At 67.4% G+C, this 14,446-nt stretch carries 16 protein-coding genes; 10 read left to right on the forward strand and 6 right to left on the reverse strand.

Features of this window, described 5'->3' with window-relative positions:
- The 4 genes from urtD to urtA form a co-directional block, all read right to left on the reverse strand.
- On the reverse strand, positions 1-741 hold the full coding sequence (gene urtD / locus ACVFYP_RS11775) for an urea ABC transporter ATP-binding protein UrtD (protein WP_499200359.1): 741 nt from the start codon (positions 739-741) through the stop codon (positions 1-3).
- The gene (gene urtC, locus ACVFYP_RS11780; RefSeq protein WP_499200480.1) at positions 738-1,739 is read right to left on the reverse strand and encodes an urea ABC transporter permease subunit UrtC; all 1,002 of its coding nucleotides are present in this window, start codon (positions 1,737-1,739) and stop codon (positions 738-740) included. The genes urtD and urtC overlap by 4 nt, the downstream gene beginning before the upstream one ends.
- 89 nt (positions 1,740-1,828) lie before the next feature.
- Positions 1,829-3,397, reverse strand: coding sequence for an urea ABC transporter permease subunit UrtB (gene urtB, locus ACVFYP_RS11785; protein ID WP_499200360.1), 1,569 nt, complete (start codon positions 3,395-3,397; stop codon positions 1,829-1,831).
- A 40-nt stretch (positions 3,398-3,437) separates the two neighbouring features.
- On the reverse strand, positions 3,438-4,682 hold the full coding sequence (urtA, locus tag ACVFYP_RS11790) for an urea ABC transporter substrate-binding protein (protein WP_499200361.1): 1,245 nt from the start codon (positions 4,680-4,682) through the stop codon (positions 3,438-3,440).
- A 201-nt stretch (positions 4,683-4,883) separates the two neighbouring features.
- On the opposite strand from urtA, the gene ACVFYP_RS11795 reads away from it, so the two are divergent.
- From ACVFYP_RS11795 to ACVFYP_RS11840, 10 genes are read left to right on the forward strand one after another with little or no spacing between them, the layout of a single operon-like run.
- Positions 4,884-5,744 (forward strand): urease accessory protein UreD, encoded by an 861-nt coding sequence (locus tag ACVFYP_RS11795; protein WP_499200362.1) that lies wholly within the window; start codon positions 4,884-4,886, stop codon positions 5,742-5,744.
- Positions 5,745-5,784: 40 nt separating this feature from the next.
- Positions 5,785-6,087: an urease subunit gamma gene (locus tag ACVFYP_RS11800; RefSeq protein WP_216837806.1), complete on the forward strand. Its 303-nt coding sequence runs from the start codon at positions 5,785-5,787 to the stop codon at positions 6,085-6,087.
- Positions 6,084-6,389 (forward strand): urease subunit beta, encoded by a 306-nt coding sequence (locus ACVFYP_RS11805; protein ID WP_499200363.1) that lies wholly within the window; start codon positions 6,084-6,086, stop codon positions 6,387-6,389. The genes ACVFYP_RS11800 and ACVFYP_RS11805 overlap by 4 nt, the downstream gene beginning before the upstream one ends.
- Positions 6,389-8,098: an urease subunit alpha gene (ureC, locus tag ACVFYP_RS11810; protein WP_499200364.1), complete on the forward strand. Its 1,710-nt coding sequence runs from the start codon at positions 6,389-6,391 to the stop codon at positions 8,096-8,098. The genes ACVFYP_RS11805 and ureC overlap by 1 nt, the downstream gene beginning before the upstream one ends.
- 8 nt (positions 8,099-8,106) lie before the next feature.
- Positions 8,107-8,622 (forward strand): urease accessory protein UreE, encoded by a 516-nt coding sequence (locus ACVFYP_RS11815; RefSeq protein ID WP_499200365.1) that lies wholly within the window; start codon positions 8,107-8,109, stop codon positions 8,620-8,622.
- On the forward strand, positions 8,537-9,301 hold the full coding sequence (locus ACVFYP_RS11820; RefSeq protein WP_499200366.1) for an urease accessory protein UreF: 765 nt from the start codon (positions 8,537-8,539) through the stop codon (positions 9,299-9,301). Before ACVFYP_RS11815 ends, ACVFYP_RS11820 begins: the two co-directional genes overlap by 86 nt.
- Positions 9,298-9,906 carry an urease accessory protein UreG gene (gene ureG / locus ACVFYP_RS11825; RefSeq protein ID WP_499200367.1) on the forward strand — a complete coding sequence of 203 codons (609 nt, stop codon included), beginning with the start codon at positions 9,298-9,300 and terminating at the stop codon, positions 9,904-9,906. The genes ACVFYP_RS11820 and ureG overlap by 4 nt, the downstream gene beginning before the upstream one ends.
- Complete coding sequence (locus ACVFYP_RS11830; RefSeq protein WP_499200368.1) at positions 9,906-10,466, forward strand: HupE/UreJ family protein; 561 nt, start codon at positions 9,906-9,908, stop codon at positions 10,464-10,466. The genes ureG and ACVFYP_RS11830 overlap by 1 nt, the downstream gene beginning before the upstream one ends.
- Positions 10,463-10,876: a bleomycin resistance protein gene (locus tag ACVFYP_RS11835; protein ID WP_499200369.1), complete on the forward strand. Its 414-nt coding sequence runs from the start codon at positions 10,463-10,465 to the stop codon at positions 10,874-10,876. Before ACVFYP_RS11830 ends, ACVFYP_RS11835 begins: the two co-directional genes overlap by 4 nt.
- Positions 10,877-10,930: 54 nt before the next feature.
- On the forward strand, positions 10,931-11,611 hold the full coding sequence (locus ACVFYP_RS11840) for a 2-phosphosulfolactate phosphatase (protein ID WP_499200370.1): 681 nt from the start codon (positions 10,931-10,933) through the stop codon (positions 11,609-11,611).
- Positions 11,612-11,627: 16 nt separating this feature from the next.
- Here ACVFYP_RS11840 and ACVFYP_RS11845 read toward each other — a convergent pair whose 3' ends face one another.
- Together ACVFYP_RS11845 and ACVFYP_RS11850 are read right to left on the reverse strand one after the other, a co-directional pair.
- Positions 11,628-12,803, reverse strand: coding sequence for a BaiN/RdsA family NAD(P)/FAD-dependent oxidoreductase (locus ACVFYP_RS11845; protein ID WP_499200371.1), 1,176 nt, complete (start codon positions 12,801-12,803; stop codon positions 11,628-11,630).
- The gene (locus tag ACVFYP_RS11850) at positions 12,800-14,443 is read right to left on the reverse strand and encodes an NAD(P)/FAD-dependent oxidoreductase (RefSeq protein ID WP_499200372.1); all 1,644 of its coding nucleotides are present in this window, start codon (positions 14,441-14,443) and stop codon (positions 12,800-12,802) included. Before ACVFYP_RS11850 ends, ACVFYP_RS11845 begins: the two co-directional genes overlap by 4 nt.
- Positions 14,444-14,446: the final 3 nt, after the last annotated feature.

Here is a 14,446-nt window from a genome sequence, read left to right on the forward strand (position 1 = left end):
TCACCGCCCCAGATAAACTTCGATCACGCGCTGGTCGTTCTGCACATGGTCGATCGACCCTTCCGAAAGCACGCTGCCATCACACAGCACGGTGACGCGTCGCCCGAGGGCGCGCACGAATTCCAGGTCGTGCTCCACCACCACCACGCTGCGACGCCCGGCGATGCGGACCAGCAAGGCGGCGGTGTGCTCGGTTTCGGAATCCGTCATCCCCGCCACGGGTTCGTCCACCAGCAGGAGTTCCGGGTCCTGCATCAGCAGCATGCCGATCTCCAGCCATTGCCGCTGGCCGTGGCTGAGGATGCCGGCCAGGTCCTGAGCGCGCTCGGTCAGGCCGATCTCCGCCATGGTCATCTCGATGCGAGTCCGCGCTTCCCCATTCAGCTTCCAGCGCAGACAGGCGATGGGGCCGCGTGGCGCCTTCAGGGCGAGTTCGAGATTCTCGAACACCGTCAGCGCGTCGAACATGGTGGGCTTCTGGAACTTGCGGCCGATGCCGAGATTGGCGATGCCGGCCTCATCCATCTTGGTCAGGTCGGTCTCGCCGAACAGTACCTTGCCCGCCGTGGGGCGCGTCTTACCGGTGATGACATCCATCATCGTCGTCTTGCCCGCGCCATTCGGGCCAATGACCGAGCGCAACTCCCCAGGTTCGACAATGAGCGAGAGATTGTTCAGCGCCCGGAAGCCGTCAAAGACCACCGAGACGCCATCGAGATAGAGGCGGCGCCCTTCCTTCATTTCGCGCGCCCCCTCGCCAGGCCAATCAGCCCCTTCGGCAGAAACAGCGTGACCGCCACAAACAGCCCGCCGAGGACGAACAACCACAGATCGGGTGCCGCGCTGGTCAGCCAGGTCTTCAACCCGTTCACGGTGAAGGCGCCGAGCACCGCGCCTACCAGCGTGCCGCGCCCGCCAACCGCCACCCAGATCACCGCCTCGATCGAATTGGCGGGGCTGAACTCGCCCGGGTTGATGATGCCGACCTGCGGCACGTAAAGCGCGCCAGCCACGCCCGCGAGCATCGCGGACAGGACGAAGGCAAACAACTTGTGGCTGGTGGTGTTGTAGCCGAGGAAGCGCACGCGGCTCTCCGCGTCGCGGATCGCCGTCAGCACCCGGCCATATTTGCTGCGCGTCAGCCGCAGGCAGATCAGGAAGGACAGCACCAGCGCGATCAGCGAGGCATAGAACAGCCCCGCCCGCGCGCCGGAGGTATTCAGCGCGAAGCCCAACAGCTCCTTGAAATCCGTAAAGCCGTTATTGCCGCCAAAGCCCATGTCATTGCGGAAGAAGGCGAGCATCAGCGCGAAGGTCATCGCCTGCGTCAGGATCGAGAGATAGACGCCGGTGATGCGGCTGCGGAAGGACAGGAAGCCGACGACCAGCGCCAGCGTGCCCGGCACCAGCAGCACCATCAGCATGGCGAAGGGGAAGCTGTCGAAGCCCAGCCAGTACCAGGGAAGTTCCTGATAGCCGAGGAAGACCATGAAGTCCGGCAGCACCGGATGGCCATACACGCCGCGCGGCCCGATCATCCGCATCAGATGCATGCCCATGGCATAGCCGCCCAGCGCGAAGAAGGCGCCATGGCCGAGCGAGAGAATGCCCGCATAGCCCCAGGCGAGATCCAGCGATAGCGCCAGGATGGCGTAGCAGATCCATTTGCCTGTGATGGAGACAAGGAAATCCGAGACATGCAGCGGGTTGGTCGCCGGCAGCAGGTTCAGCAGCGGCATGATGCCGAGCAGCAGCACGAAGATGGCAAGCCCCGCCCGCAGGCCGAACCGTAGCCGCGCATCCGCGGCGAGGGGTGACACAGCAAGGATCATGCGTCCGCCGCCCTCCCTTTCTGGGCGAACAGCCCGCGCGGCTTGCGCTGGATGAACAGCATGGCGGCGACCAGCACGAAAACCTTGGCCAATACCGCGCCGGCCCAGGGCTCCAGAATCTTGTTGATGGTACCCAGCCCGAAGGCCCCGACCAGCGTCCCCGCCAGCGATCCCACGCCGCCGAAGACAACCACCAAAAAGCTGTCGATGATGTAGCCGGTGCCGAGGTTGGGGGAGACGTTGTCGATCTGGCTCAGCGCCACGCCGGCGATGCCGGCGATGCCGGACCCGAAGGCGAAGGTCAGCGCATCCACGCGGCCCGTGCGGATGCCCATGGAAGACGCGATGGCGCGCTTCTGGGTCACCGCCCGCATTTCCAGCCCGAAGCGGGTGAAGCGGATCGCGGCCACCGTCAGGCCCAGGATCACCAGCGAGAAGACCAGGATCCACAGGCGGTTCTGCGTCACGGCGATGTCGCCCGGCAGCATCAACGTGCCCTGCATCCAGGCCGGGCTGATGATCTCCCGATTCTGTGCCCCGAAAGCCAGGCGCACGGATTGCTGGATCATCATGCCGACGCCGAAGGTCATCAGCAGCGTCTCCAGCGGCCGGCCATACAGATACCGGATCAAGCCGCGTTCCATCGCCGCGCCACAGGCAGCTGTTACGAGGAAGGCGGCCGGCACGGCCAGGGGCAGGGACCAGGGCTGCAACATCGGAATGCCGCGCAGCGCCTCCTGCACGATGAAGGTGGTGTAAGCGCCGAGCATGACGAACTCGCCATGCGCCATATTGATCACGCCCATCACGCCGAAGGTCACGGCGAGCCCCAGCGCCGCCAGCAGCAGAACGGAACCGAGGGACAGGCCCTGGAACAACGTTTCCGCCGCGCGGCGCACCGCCAGGCGCTGATCGATCGCCGCCACCGCATCCTCAATCTGCGCCGCGATGGCGGGGTTCGTCGCGCGGGCTTCCAGCAGCACGGCGCGTGCTTCCGGGGAGGAGGTGGCGCCCAGCGCCGTCACGCCCAGAAGCTTGTTCTCCGGGTCATTGGCCATCAGCCGAGAGGCCGCCAGCGCCAGCGCGATGCGCGCCCGGATCGCCGGCACCGTCTCCCGCGCCAAGGCCGCATCCAGCAGCGGCACATTCTCCGCCGAACGGCTTCGGAACACCGCCTCCGCTGCCGCCTGACGCTCGACGGGATCGGGCGAGACCAGTTGCAGACGGCCCAGCGCGCCACGCAGGGCCACGCGCACGCGGTTGTTCAGCCGTACCAGCTCCGCCCCCGTGGCATCGGCCGCCGCGCCGGTCAGTGCTTCGGTGGTGCCGGCCGCCTCGCGAATCAGCAGCGTGTCATCGGCCCGACGCAGCAGCCGGCCATCATTCAGCGCGCGCAGCAGGGGAAGGGCGCGTGGGTCGCCGCTTGCGCCGAGACGGTCCACGGACTCCGCGGTCTGGTTGAAGCTGGTGCCGAGCCCGGTGAGCCCGGCGGTGAAGGCATCCTGCGCGCGCGCCGGCAGGGCCAGCGCGAAGAGCAGCAGGACAATGAGGAAGGGATGCTTCATGCGGATCAGGCGGGGGCGGCGCCAGGCCGCCCCCTGATTCTCAGCCGCGGCGCCGGTTCGCATTCTCCGGGATGAAGGGCGACCAGTTCTCCGCCGGGATCGCGTTCGGCGTCTTCCAGACGATGTTGAACTGCCCATCCGCCTGGATCTCGCCGATCATCACCGGCTTCGAAAGGTGGTGATTGGCGTGCATCTCCTCGGTGAAGCCGCAGGGGGCGTCCACCTTCTGGCCGATGATTGCCGTGCGCACCGGATCGACCGCGGTGGTCCCGGCCTGCGCCACGGCCTGCGCCCACATCTTGAAGCCGGTGAAGGTGGCTTCCATCGGGTCGTTGGTCACGCGGCGCGGGTTCTTGATATAGGCCTGCCACATGGTCTTGAACTGCGTGTTCGCCGGGCTGTCGACGGACATGAAGTAGTTCCACGCGGCCAGATGGCCGACCAGCGGACGCGCATCGATGCCGGCCAGCTCTTCTTCACCGACGCTGAAGGCGACAGAGGGAATGTCTTCCGCCTTGATGCCCTGATTGCCCAGCTCGCGGTAGAACGGCACGTTGGCGTCGCCGTTGATGGTGGAGACGATGGCGGTCTTCTTGCCTTCGCCCGCAAAACGCTTCACGCGGCTGACGATGCCCTGCCAGTCGCTGTGGCCGAAGGGCGTGTATTCCTCCAGAATGTCGGAATCTGGGATGCCCTTGCTGTTCAGGAAGGCGCGCAGGATGCGGTTGGTGGTGCGCGGATAGACATAGTCCGTGCCGAGCAGCGCGATGCGCTTGGCCTCGCCACCATCCGGACCCATCAGATATTCCACCGCCGGGATCGCCTGCTGGTTCGGCGCGGCGCCGGTGTAGAAGATGTTCTTGCTCTCCTCCTCGCCCTCATACTGCACGGGGTAGAATAGCAGGCCGTTCAGCTCCTCAAACACCGGCAACACGGATTTGCGGGACACGCTGGTCCAGCAGCCGAAGGTCACATCGACCTTGGAAACCGCGAGCAGCTCCCGCGCCTTCTCGGCAAACAGCGGCCAGTTGGAGGCCGGATCGACCACCACCGCTTCCAGCCGGCGTCCCAGAATGCCGCCGGCGGCGTTCTGCGCCTCGATCATCATCAGCACGGTGTCGCGCAGCGCCGTCTCGCTGATCGCCATGGTGCCGGAGAGGGAGTGCAGGACGCCGACCTTGATCGGCGCGGATTGGGCGAAGGAGGGTCGGATGGCGGGAGCGGCCAGAGCGGCGCCCAGGCCGGCCAGGGCGGCGCGCCGTGTGATGGGCAGGCGATGGATCATTTTTTTGAAGCCTCCTCGGGGATGCACGAACCGGCGGCGTCTAAGCGCCCCAGAATGCGGCATTGCGAGATACGTGCCACGGCATCGCATACGATTCGATAGGCGCATTCCTTCCGTTTCCGCAAACGAAACCTGAACGGCTGCCCCCGAAACGAGCGTCCTCTGCACAGTCGCCGTTCGGTTCGCATCAGTATTGGGCAGATGACCGAAGTCTGGCCGCCGCATCCCGGCCATGCGATGGTCATTGGGATGACTTTCGAGACTCGCCACCAGCGTGCCCGCGGGCGTGCCGAACTGCGCCTGGCCGCCGCACCCGGCGGTGCGCGCATCCTCCACCTGTTCCAATCCGCCCCGCTGCGCATGCTGTTCCCGGATGCGGACCCCAGCGAGCCGAAACAGGTGGCGATGGTGAATGTCGCCGGTGGCCTGGCGGGTGGGGACCGGCTGGACGTGGCGCTGCGGCTCGATGCCGGGGCGCGGCTGACCGCCACAACCCCTGCGGCCGAAAAAATCTATCGCAGCCTCGGCCCGCGGACGGAAATCGCCGGCAACCTCGATGTCGCGGAAGGCGCCGTCTGCGAATGGCTCCCGCAGGAGACCATCCTGTTCAACGACGCCCGACTGACCCGCAGCCTGGATATTGCGCTGGAGCCCGGCAGCCATCTTCTGGCGGCGGAGATGCTGGTTTTCGGCCGCGCCGCGCGGGGCGAGGTTTTTGCCGGCGGCGCGCTGGCGGATCGCTGGCGCATTCGCCGTGGGGGAAGGCTGCTTTGGGTCGAGGCCCTGAAACTGGATGCCGCCACCCTGTCGCATCGCTTCACCCTGGACGGCGCCGGCGCCATGGCAACGCTGGTGCTGGCCATGCCGGAGGCCGCGTCGCATCGCGACCTGGCGCGGGATCTGGCGGGTGGTGGCGCCGGGCTGGTGGCCCCCGGTCTGCTCGTGGCACGCTGGCTGGGGGAGGCGGGTTCGGTGCGCGCCAGTCTCGCCGCCGCCATCTGTGCCTTGCGGGCGGCCGCCCTCGGTCTGCCGCCTTTGCTGCCCAGGCTCTGGCGTGCATGATCTGGCATGGGCCATGCTTGGCATTCGACGGAGGTGACGCATGAACCTGACGCCGCGTGAGAAGGACAAGCTGCTGGTCGCCATGGCGGCCACCGTCGCGCGACGGCGGCTGGAGCGTGGCGTGAAGCTGAACCATCCGGAGGCCGTGGCCCTCATCACCGATTACGTGGTGGAAGGCGCCCGCGACGGCCGCAGCGTGGCGGAGCTGATGCGCGACGGCGCCACGGTGGTCACCCGCGACCAGGTGATGGAGGGAATCGCCGAGATGATCCATGAGATCCAGGTGGAGGCGACTTTCCCGGACGGCACCAAGCTTGTCACCGTGCATGAGCCCATCCGATGATCCCGGGCGAACTGTTTCCCGCCCCGGGTGAGATCGAACTCAACGCCGGCCGCCCCACGACGGAGATCGAGGTGGCGAATACCGGCGACCGCCCGATCCAGGTCGGCAGCCACTATCATTTTGCCGAGACCAACCCGGCGCTGCGCTTCGACCGTGCGGCCGCACATGGCCAGCGGCTCGACATCCCCGCCGGCACCGCGGTGCGCTTCGAGCCGGGGCAGTCGCGCAGTGTGCGGCTGGTGCCCTATGCCGGTGCGCGCATCGTGCATGGTTTTCGCGGTGAGACGGAGGGGAAGCTCTGATGCCCGCAAAGCTCTCTCGCCGCGCCTATGCCGGCATGTACGGCCCGACCACCGGCGACCGGCTGCGTCTGGCGGATACCGACCTGATCATCGAGGTGGAGCGCGACCTCACCACCTATGGTGAGGAGGTGAAATTCGGTGGCGGCAAGGTGATCCGCGATGGCATGGGCCAGTCGCAGGTCACGCGTGCCGATGGCGCGGTGGATACCGTCATCACCAATGCGCTGATCGTGGATCACAGCGGCATCTACAAGGCCGATGTGGGCCTCAAGGACGGGCTGATCCACAGCATCGGCAAGGCCGGCAATCCGGATACGCAGCCGGCCGTCACCATCATCATCGGCCCGGGCACGGAAGTGCTGGCGGGTGAGGGGCGCATCCTGACGGCGGGCGGCATCGACCCGCATATCCACTTCATCTGCCCGCAGCAGATCGAGGAGGCGCTGGTCTCCGGCGTCACCACCATGTTCGGCGGCGGCACCGGTCCGGCGCATGGCACGCTCGCCACCACGGCCACGCCGGGCCCCTGGCACCTGGCGCGCATGCTGCAGGCGGCCGAGGCCATCCCGATGAATCTCGGCTTTTTGGGCAAGGGCAATGCGGCGCTGCCGGATGCGCTGGAGGAGCAGATCCGCGCCGGCGCCTGTGGGTTGAAGCTGCATGAGGACTGGGGCACCACGCCGAAGGCGATCGACACCTGCCTGAAGGTGGCGGATGAGTTCGACATCCAGGTCGCCATCCATTCGGACACGCTGAACGAAAGCGGCTTCGTCGAGGATACCATCCGCGCCATCGGCGGCCGCGCCATCCAGGCCTTTCATACCGAAGGTGCCGGTGGCGGCCATGCGCCGGACATTCTGCGGGTCATCGGCGAGCCGAATTTCCTGCCGTCCTCCACCAATCCGACGATGCCCTACACCCGCAACACGGTCGATGAGCATCTCGACATGCTCATGGTCTGTCATCACCTGGACCCGCGCATCCCGGAAGACGTCGCCTTCGCCGAAAGCCGCATCCGCAAGGAGACGATCGCGGCGGAGGATATCCTGCATGATCTCGGCGCCATCAGCATGATGTCTTCCGACAGCCAGGCGATGGGACGTGTCGGCGAGGTCATCATCCGCACGTGGCAGACCGCGCATAAGATGAAGCAGCAGCGCGGACGGCTGCCCGGCGAGACGGGCGACAACGACAATCTGCGGGTGCGCCGCTACATCGCGAAATACACGATCAACCCGGCCATCGCGCAGGGCATCGCCACGCATGTTGGCAGCATCGCCGTGGGCAAGCTGGCGGACCTGGTGCTGTGGTCGCCGGCCTTCTTCGGCGTGAAGCCGGACTACGTGCTGAAATGCGGCACCATCGCCATGGCGCCGATGGGCGATCCCAACGCCTCCATCCCCACGCCGCAGCCGATCCACTATCGCCCGATGTTCGGCGCCTATGGCCGCGCCAATACGCTGTCCTCCGTCACCTTCACTAGCCAGGCGGCGCTGGAGGGTGGCATCGCGGAACGCCTCGGCCTGCAACGCCCGATGCTGGCAGTGACGAACACCCGCAACATCAGCAAGCGTGACATGGTGCTGAACGATGCGCTGCCCAGGATCGAGGTCGATGCGGAAACCTATGAGGTCCGCGCCGATGGCGAATTGCTGGTCTGCGAGCCCGCCACCTCGCTGCCAATGGCGCAGCGCTACTTCCTGTTCTGAGAGAGCCCATGCCTCAAGCCCGCGCCATTGCCGTCCACCCCGCCGGAAGCTGGCCGGAAGCCGAAGCGAAGGACAGCGTGACGGTCGATTTCGACGACCGTTTTCGCCGCCGCAAGGTCTATCTGACCGATGGTGGTGGCAGCTTCCTGCTGGACCTCGGCGAAGCGACGGTGATGCGCGAGGGCGATGGGCTGGAACTGGAATCCGGCGGCTTCATCCGGCTGCGCGCGGCGGCGGAGGATCTGGTTTCCGTCACTGCCTCCAGCCCGGCGCTGCTGCTGCGCCTCGCCTGGCATCTCGGCAATCGCCACCTGCCGACGGAGCTGGATGGCGACCGCATCCTGATCCGCCACGACCACGTCATCATCCGCATGCTCGAAGGCCTTGGCGCCACGCTGCAAAAAGTGCGCGCGCCCTTCAATCCGGAGGGTGGCGCCTATGGCGAGCACAACCGCCTGCCGGCGCATCCGCATGGTCACCACGGCCACGACCACGATCATGACCACCATCACCACGAGCACTGACCTCGGCGCCCTGGCGCGGCTGCTCGCCTGGCTGTCGCCCGCCTATCCGACCGGCGCCTTCAGCTACAGCCACGGGCTGGAGATGGCGGTGGAGGAGGGCGCGGTGACCGATCGCGCCGGCCTCGTCGCCTATGCCGAGGCCGCGCTGGCGCATGGCGCCGGGGCGGTGGATGGCGGGTTGCTGGCGCTGTCCTGGCGCGCTGCCGTGGCCGGGGATGCCGCGGCGCTGGACGAGCTGGCCGAGCTTGCCGCCGCCCTGCGCGGCACGGCGGAGCTGGCGCTGGAGGCGACGCAGCCCGGCGGCGCCTTCGCCATCGCCACCAATGCCGCCTGGCCTCATGCGGCGTTTTGCGCCTTCACCACGCGCCATCCAGGGCGCCTGACGCATGCGGTGGCCTTCGGTGCCGCCGCCGGCTTCCATGGCATGCCGCTGCGTGAATCTTGTTTCGGCTGGCTCGCTGCCTTCGCCGCCAATCTGGTTTCCGCGGGTGTGCGGTTGGTGCCGCTTGGTCAGACCGATGGCCAGATCGCCACGGCTGCCTTGCTGCCGGCGCTCACCACCGCCACCGAAGCCGCCTTGGCGGTGACGGGTGCCGATGACATCGGCAGCGCTGCGCCCATCATCGACCTGTTCTCGCTGCGCCACGAGACGCAATACACAAGGCTCTTCAGATCATGAGTAACGGCCCTTTCCGCGTCGGCATCGGCGGCCCCGTGGGCTCCGGCAAGACCGCGCTGGTCGATCGCCTCTGCAAGGCGATGCGCGACAGCCACGACATCGCCGCCATCACCAACGACATCTACACCAAGGAGGATTCGGAATTCCTCACCCGCTCCGGCGCCCTGGCCCCGGAGCGCATCATGGGTGTGGAAACCGGCGGCTGCCCGCATACCGCGATCCGGGAGGACGCCTCCATCAACCTCGCCGCCGTCGCCGAAATGTCCGGCCGCTTCCCGGCGCTGGAGGTGCTGTTCATCGAATCCGGCGGGGACAACCTGGCCGCGACCTTCAGCCCGGAACTGGCGGATCTGACGATCTACGTCATCGATGTCTCGGCCGGCGACAAGATCCCCCGCAAGGGCGGGCCGGGCATCACCCGGTCCGACCTGCTGGTCATCAACAAGACCGATCTCGCCCCCCTGGTCGGCGCGGACCTGTCCGTCATGGACCGCGACGCCAAGAAGATGCGCGGCGCGCGTCCCTTCATCTTCACCAACCTGAAGGCGAACCAGGGCGTGTCCGAGATCGCCGACTTTATCCTGAAATCCGGAGGTATTGCCTGATGCGCCGTCTTCTCACCCTCGCCGTCCTTCTGGCGCCGATGCCCGCCTTCGCGCATGGCGCGGGCGATCATGTGCATGGCTTCGCCGCCGGCTTCCTGCACCCGGTCGGCGGGCTGGACCATGTGCTGGCCATGGTGGCGGTGGGCCTCTGGGCCGGGCTGCTCAGTGGTCGGGCGCTCTGGGCGCTGCCGGCGGGTTTTCTGGGCGCCATGGTGCTCGGCTTCGGGCTGGGCGCGGCGGATGTCGCGCTGCCGATGGTGGAGGCCGGCATCCTCGCCTCCGTCATCATCCTCGGCGCGCTGGTCGCCGCCTCCGCGCGCTTTTCGCTGGCGCTGGCCGTTCCGCTGGTGGCGGTGTTCGGGCTGCTGCATGGCCATGCCCATGGCACGGAACTGGCCGGGGCAGGGGCCTTCCCCTATGCGGCGGGCTTCCTGATCGCCACCGCCGCGCTGCATGCGCTGGGCGTCTTCAGCGCGCAAGCCATCACCAACCGCACGGTCGTCCGCGTCGCGGGTGGCGCCATGGCGGCGCTGATGCTGGTGGTCGCGGGCCTCGGGTGAGCGAGCTTCGCCGGGCCGTCCTGGTTCCGGAACTGCTGGTCGCCGATCTGGCGGCCAGCCTTCGCTTCTGGTGCGACTTGTGCGGCTTTCGCGTTTCCTATGACCGGCCGGAGGATCGCTTCGCCTATCTGGACCGTGACGGGGCCCAGGTGATGCTGGAGGAGGCGGCCGGCCCCGGCCGCCGCTGGATCACCGGCAGGCTGGAAAAGCCCTTTGGCCGTGGGATCAACTTCCAGATTGCAGTCCCGGATTGCAACCCGATCCTGGCGGCGCTGGAGCAGGCCGGGTGGCCGCTTTACCTGCCGCCGGAGGAGAAATCCTATCGCGTCGAAGGCGGCGCCAGCACCGTGCGGCAGTTCATCGTACAGGACCCGGATGGGTATCTGCTGCGGTTTTCGCAGTCCTATTAGGGATATGCGCCAGGGGCATGACGCAGAGTGAGTTCAGTTCACACCGAATGGGGTATGGCTGGCGTCGAGACTCTGCGGCAGCAGGTCGCGGTGCTGGTCATCGTGGATGTCCTGTCTTTCTCCACAGCGGTCGATGTGGCCGTGTCGAGGGGAGCCGCAGTGGTTCCCTTCCCATATGGAGACCGTAGTGCGGCGGAGATCGCCGCCAGGCAGGCGGGCGCGGTACTGGCTTATCCCAGAGGCGCCGGGGGTGGGCAGTTCAGCCTGTCGCCCGCGAGCCTGATGACGGTCACGACCGGAACAATGCTGATGCTGCCATCACCCAATGGCTCGCGCTTGTCCCTGGCCGGAGGTGCCACGCCGGTTCTGACCGGCTGCTTGCGCAATGCCGCCGCAGTCGCGCGGGTGGCTCGTGCGATGGCGGGAGAGGGCGCGATTGGCGTGGTCCCTGCGGGAGAGCGTTGGCCGGATGACAGCTTGCGCCCGGCGATCGAAGATCTGCTGGGCGCGGGTGCCATCATCCATCATCTGGATCTTCCCTGCTCGCCCGAGGCGGAGATCGCAAGAAGCGCCTTCCGTTCAACCGGCGACGATATCGCACGCTTGATCCGTGACTCGGCATCGGGGCGCGAGCTTATCGGCAGGGGTTTTGTCCAAGACGTTGATATCGCCCTGGACATCGAAGCCAGCAGCGTCGCACCCATTCTGAGCAAGGGCGCTTACCGCGCGGCCTGACGGTCGGCTTTTGTGTCTAGGCGGCTTCGCCCGCGACCCAGCCGCTCGACCAGGCCCATTGGAAATTATAGCCGCCAAGCCAGCCGGTCACATCCACCGCCTCCCCCACCACGAAGAGGCCCGGCACGTCCTTGGCCGCCATGGTCTGAGAGGACAGGGCGGCTGTGTCGACGCCGCCGAGCGTCACCTCTGCCTTGGCGTAACCCTCGCTCCCCGAAGGTTGCAGGCGCCACCCCTTCAACAAGGTGCCCAGCGCCTTCAACGGCGCGTCCCCCACTTCGCCGATCACCCGCGGTGGCAGGTGCCGGGCCGCCAGGGCCTGGGCGAGGCGGGACGGCAGGAATTCGCCCAGCACGGTCTTCGGCTCCGCCTTCGGCCGCGCCCGCTTACCGGCCAGAAGCAGTGCAGTGGCGTCACGCTCCGGCAGCAGGTCGAGCGTGATGGCCTCGCCGGGCTGCCAGTAGGACGAGGCCTGAAGGATCGCCGGGCCGGACAGGCCGCGATGGGTGAACAGCAGCGCCTCCCGGAACCCGGCCTTGCCGGCCTTGGCGATGCTGTCCAGCGCCACGCCCGACAGGGGCTGCATCAGCTCCAGATCCTCGCCGCCAAAGGTCAGCGGCACCAGGCCGGGGCGGGGCGGCACCAGCGCCAGACCAAAACGCCGCGCCACATCATGCGCGAAGCCGGTGGCGCCCATTTTCGGGATGGAAAGACCGCCGGTTGCCAGCACCAGACTATCCGCCGTGAAGCCGCCACGATCCGTGGTCACACGGAAGCGGTCATCCCGCGAAACATCGGTGATCCGATGCGCCAGCCGCAGATCGACCCCCGCGGCCGCGCATTCCGCCAGCAGCATGGCGACGATCGCCCGCGCGGAGCCGTCGCAGAACAATTGGCCCAGCGTCTTTTCGTGAAAGGCGATGCCGTGCTTCTTCACCAGCCCGACAAAATCATGCTGCGTGTAGCGCGCCAGCGCCGATCGGGCGAAGTGGCGATTGGCGGAGAGGAAGCGATCCGGCACGCAGCCGGTATTGGTGAAATTGCAGCGCCCGCCGCCGCTGATCAGAATCTTCTTCCCCGGCTCCTCGGCGTGGTCCAGCAGCAGCACGCGCCGCCCACGCTGCCCGGCACGCATGGCGGCGAACAGCCCCGCCGCCCCGGCGCCCAGCACCACCACATCGAAATGGGTCACGCGGCTTCGGCCAGCCCGGCCATGTCGCGCCCCACGGCCTCCGCCACGCGGATGCCGTCAACGCCGGCGGAGAAGATGCCGCCCGCATAGCCCGCGCCTTCGCCGGCCGGGTACAGGCCCAGCGTATTAACGCTGCGGAAGCTGGCATCGCGGCGGATGCGGAGCGGGGAGGAGGTGCGCGTCTCGACGCCGGTCATCGCGGCCTCCGCCATGTCGAAGCCGCGGATCTGCTTGCCGAAGGCGGGCAGGGCTTCCCGCATCGCGGCCACGGCGAAATCCGGCAGGCAGGTGGCGAGGTCGGTCGGGGTCACGCCCGGCTTGTAGCTCGGCACGACCGCGCCAAGGCTTTGCGAGGCGCGGCCGGCCAGGAAGTCGCCGACAAGCTGTGCCGGCGCGCAGTAATTGCTGCCGCCGGCGATGAAGGCCTTCTCCTCAAGCTGTCGCTGCAGGGCGATGCCGGCGAGCGGGCCGTCGGGAAAATCCACCTCCGGCGTGATGCCGACGACGATGCCGGCATTGGCATTGCGCTCCGCCCGCGAATACTGGCTCATCCCGTTTGTCACCAGCCGCCCCGGCTCGCTCGCCGCGGCCACGACGGTGCCGCCCGGGCACATGCAGAAGGAATAGACGCTGCGCCCATTCGCGCAGTGATGCACCAGCTTGTAATCCGCCGCGCCGAGGATCGGGTTGCCCGCAAAATTGCCGAAGCGTGCCCGGTCGATGATCGACTGCGGATGCTCGATCCGCACGCCGATGGAAAACGGCTTGGCTTCCAGGAAGACGCCAGCGGCGTGCAACTGGAAAAAGGTGTCGCGCGCCGAATGGCCGATGGCGAGCACCACATGCTGGGTCTCGATCGTCTCACCCGCTTCCGTCACCACGCCGCGCATGCGGCGTTGGCCGTCGCGCCCTGTCTCGACCAGGAAATCCACCACCTTGGTGCCGAAGCGGTATTCGCCGCCCAGCGCCTCGATCTTGGCGCGCAGGCTTTCGACCATCGTCACCAGCCGGAAGGTGCCGATATGCGGCTTCGCGACATAGAGGATCTCTTCAGGCGCGCCCGCCTGCACGAACTCGGTCAGCACCTTCCGGCCGAGATGCTGTGGGTCCTTGATGCCGGACCACAGCTTTCCATCCGAAAACGTGCCAGCGCCGCCCTCGCCGAACTGGACGTTGCTTTCGGGCGTAAGCTGGTTGCGGCGCCACAGCGCCCAGGTGTCCTTGGTACGCTCCCGCACCACCTTGCCGCGGTCGAGAATGATCGGCCGGAACCCCATCTCCGCCAGGATCAGGGCCGCGAAGATGCCGCAGGGTCCGGTGCCGATCACCACGGGGCGCTGCGGCAGGCGGGCAGGGGCCTGGGCGACGGGGCGGTAGCTGGTGTCCGGCGTGCGGATCAGCGTGCGCGCCAGCACCTTGTCCGACGCCGCGCGGCGCAGAAGCGCCCCCTCGTCATCCACACAAAAGTCGACGGAATAGACCAGCAGAATGGCTGACCGCTTGCGCGCATCCCAGGCGCGGCGGGCGATGGTGACGTCGCGCACCGCCTCCGCCCGTAGCCCGAGCGCCGCGCAAAGTGCCTGCCGGACCGCCCCTTCCGGGTGGTCCAGCGGCAGTTTGAGTTCGGTCAGCCTCAGCATCGA

The sequence above is a fragment of the Roseomonas sp. F4 genome, from assembly GCF_053891155.1.

Bases quoted from the DNA above. Each gene is read 5' to 3' on its own strand.
- urtD (WP_499200359.1), bottom strand. From the start codon at position 741: ATGAAGGAAGGGCGCCGCCTCTATCTCGATGGCGTCTCGGTGGTCTTT.
- urtC (WP_499200480.1), bottom strand. From the start codon at position 1,739: ATGCCGCTGCTGAACCTGCTGCCGGCGACCAACCCGCTGCATGTCTCG.
- urtB (WP_499200360.1), bottom strand. From the start codon at position 3,397: ATGAAGCATCCCTTCCTCATTGTCCTGCTGCTCTTCGCGCTGGCCCTG.
- urtA (WP_499200361.1), bottom strand. From the start codon at position 4,682: ATGATCCATCGCCTGCCCATCACACGGCGCGCCGCCCTGGCCGGCCTG.
- ACVFYP_RS11795 (WP_499200362.1), top strand. From the start codon at position 4,884: ATGACCGAAGTCTGGCCGCCGCATCCCGGCCATGCGATGGTCATTGGG.
- ACVFYP_RS11800 (WP_216837806.1), top strand. From the start codon at position 5,785: ATGAACCTGACGCCGCGTGAGAAGGACAAGCTGCTGGTCGCCATGGCG.
- ACVFYP_RS11805 (WP_499200363.1), top strand. From the start codon at position 6,084: ATGATCCCGGGCGAACTGTTTCCCGCCCCGGGTGAGATCGAACTCAAC.
- ureC (WP_499200364.1), top strand. From the start codon at position 6,389: ATGCCCGCAAAGCTCTCTCGCCGCGCCTATGCCGGCATGTACGGCCCG.
- ACVFYP_RS11815 (WP_499200365.1), top strand. From the start codon at position 8,107: ATGCCTCAAGCCCGCGCCATTGCCGTCCACCCCGCCGGAAGCTGGCCG.
- ACVFYP_RS11820 (WP_499200366.1), top strand. From the start codon at position 8,537: ATGGCGAGCACAACCGCCTGCCGGCGCATCCGCATGGTCACCACGGCC.
- ureG (WP_499200367.1), top strand. From the start codon at position 9,298: ATGAGTAACGGCCCTTTCCGCGTCGGCATCGGCGGCCCCGTGGGCTCC.
- ACVFYP_RS11830 (WP_499200368.1), top strand. From the start codon at position 9,906: ATGCGCCGTCTTCTCACCCTCGCCGTCCTTCTGGCGCCGATGCCCGCC.
- ACVFYP_RS11840 (WP_499200370.1), top strand. From the start codon at position 10,931: ATGGCTGGCGTCGAGACTCTGCGGCAGCAGGTCGCGGTGCTGGTCATC.
- ACVFYP_RS11850 (WP_499200372.1), bottom strand. From the start codon at position 14,443: ATGCTGAGGCTGACCGAACTCAAACTGCCGCTGGACCACCCGGAAGGG.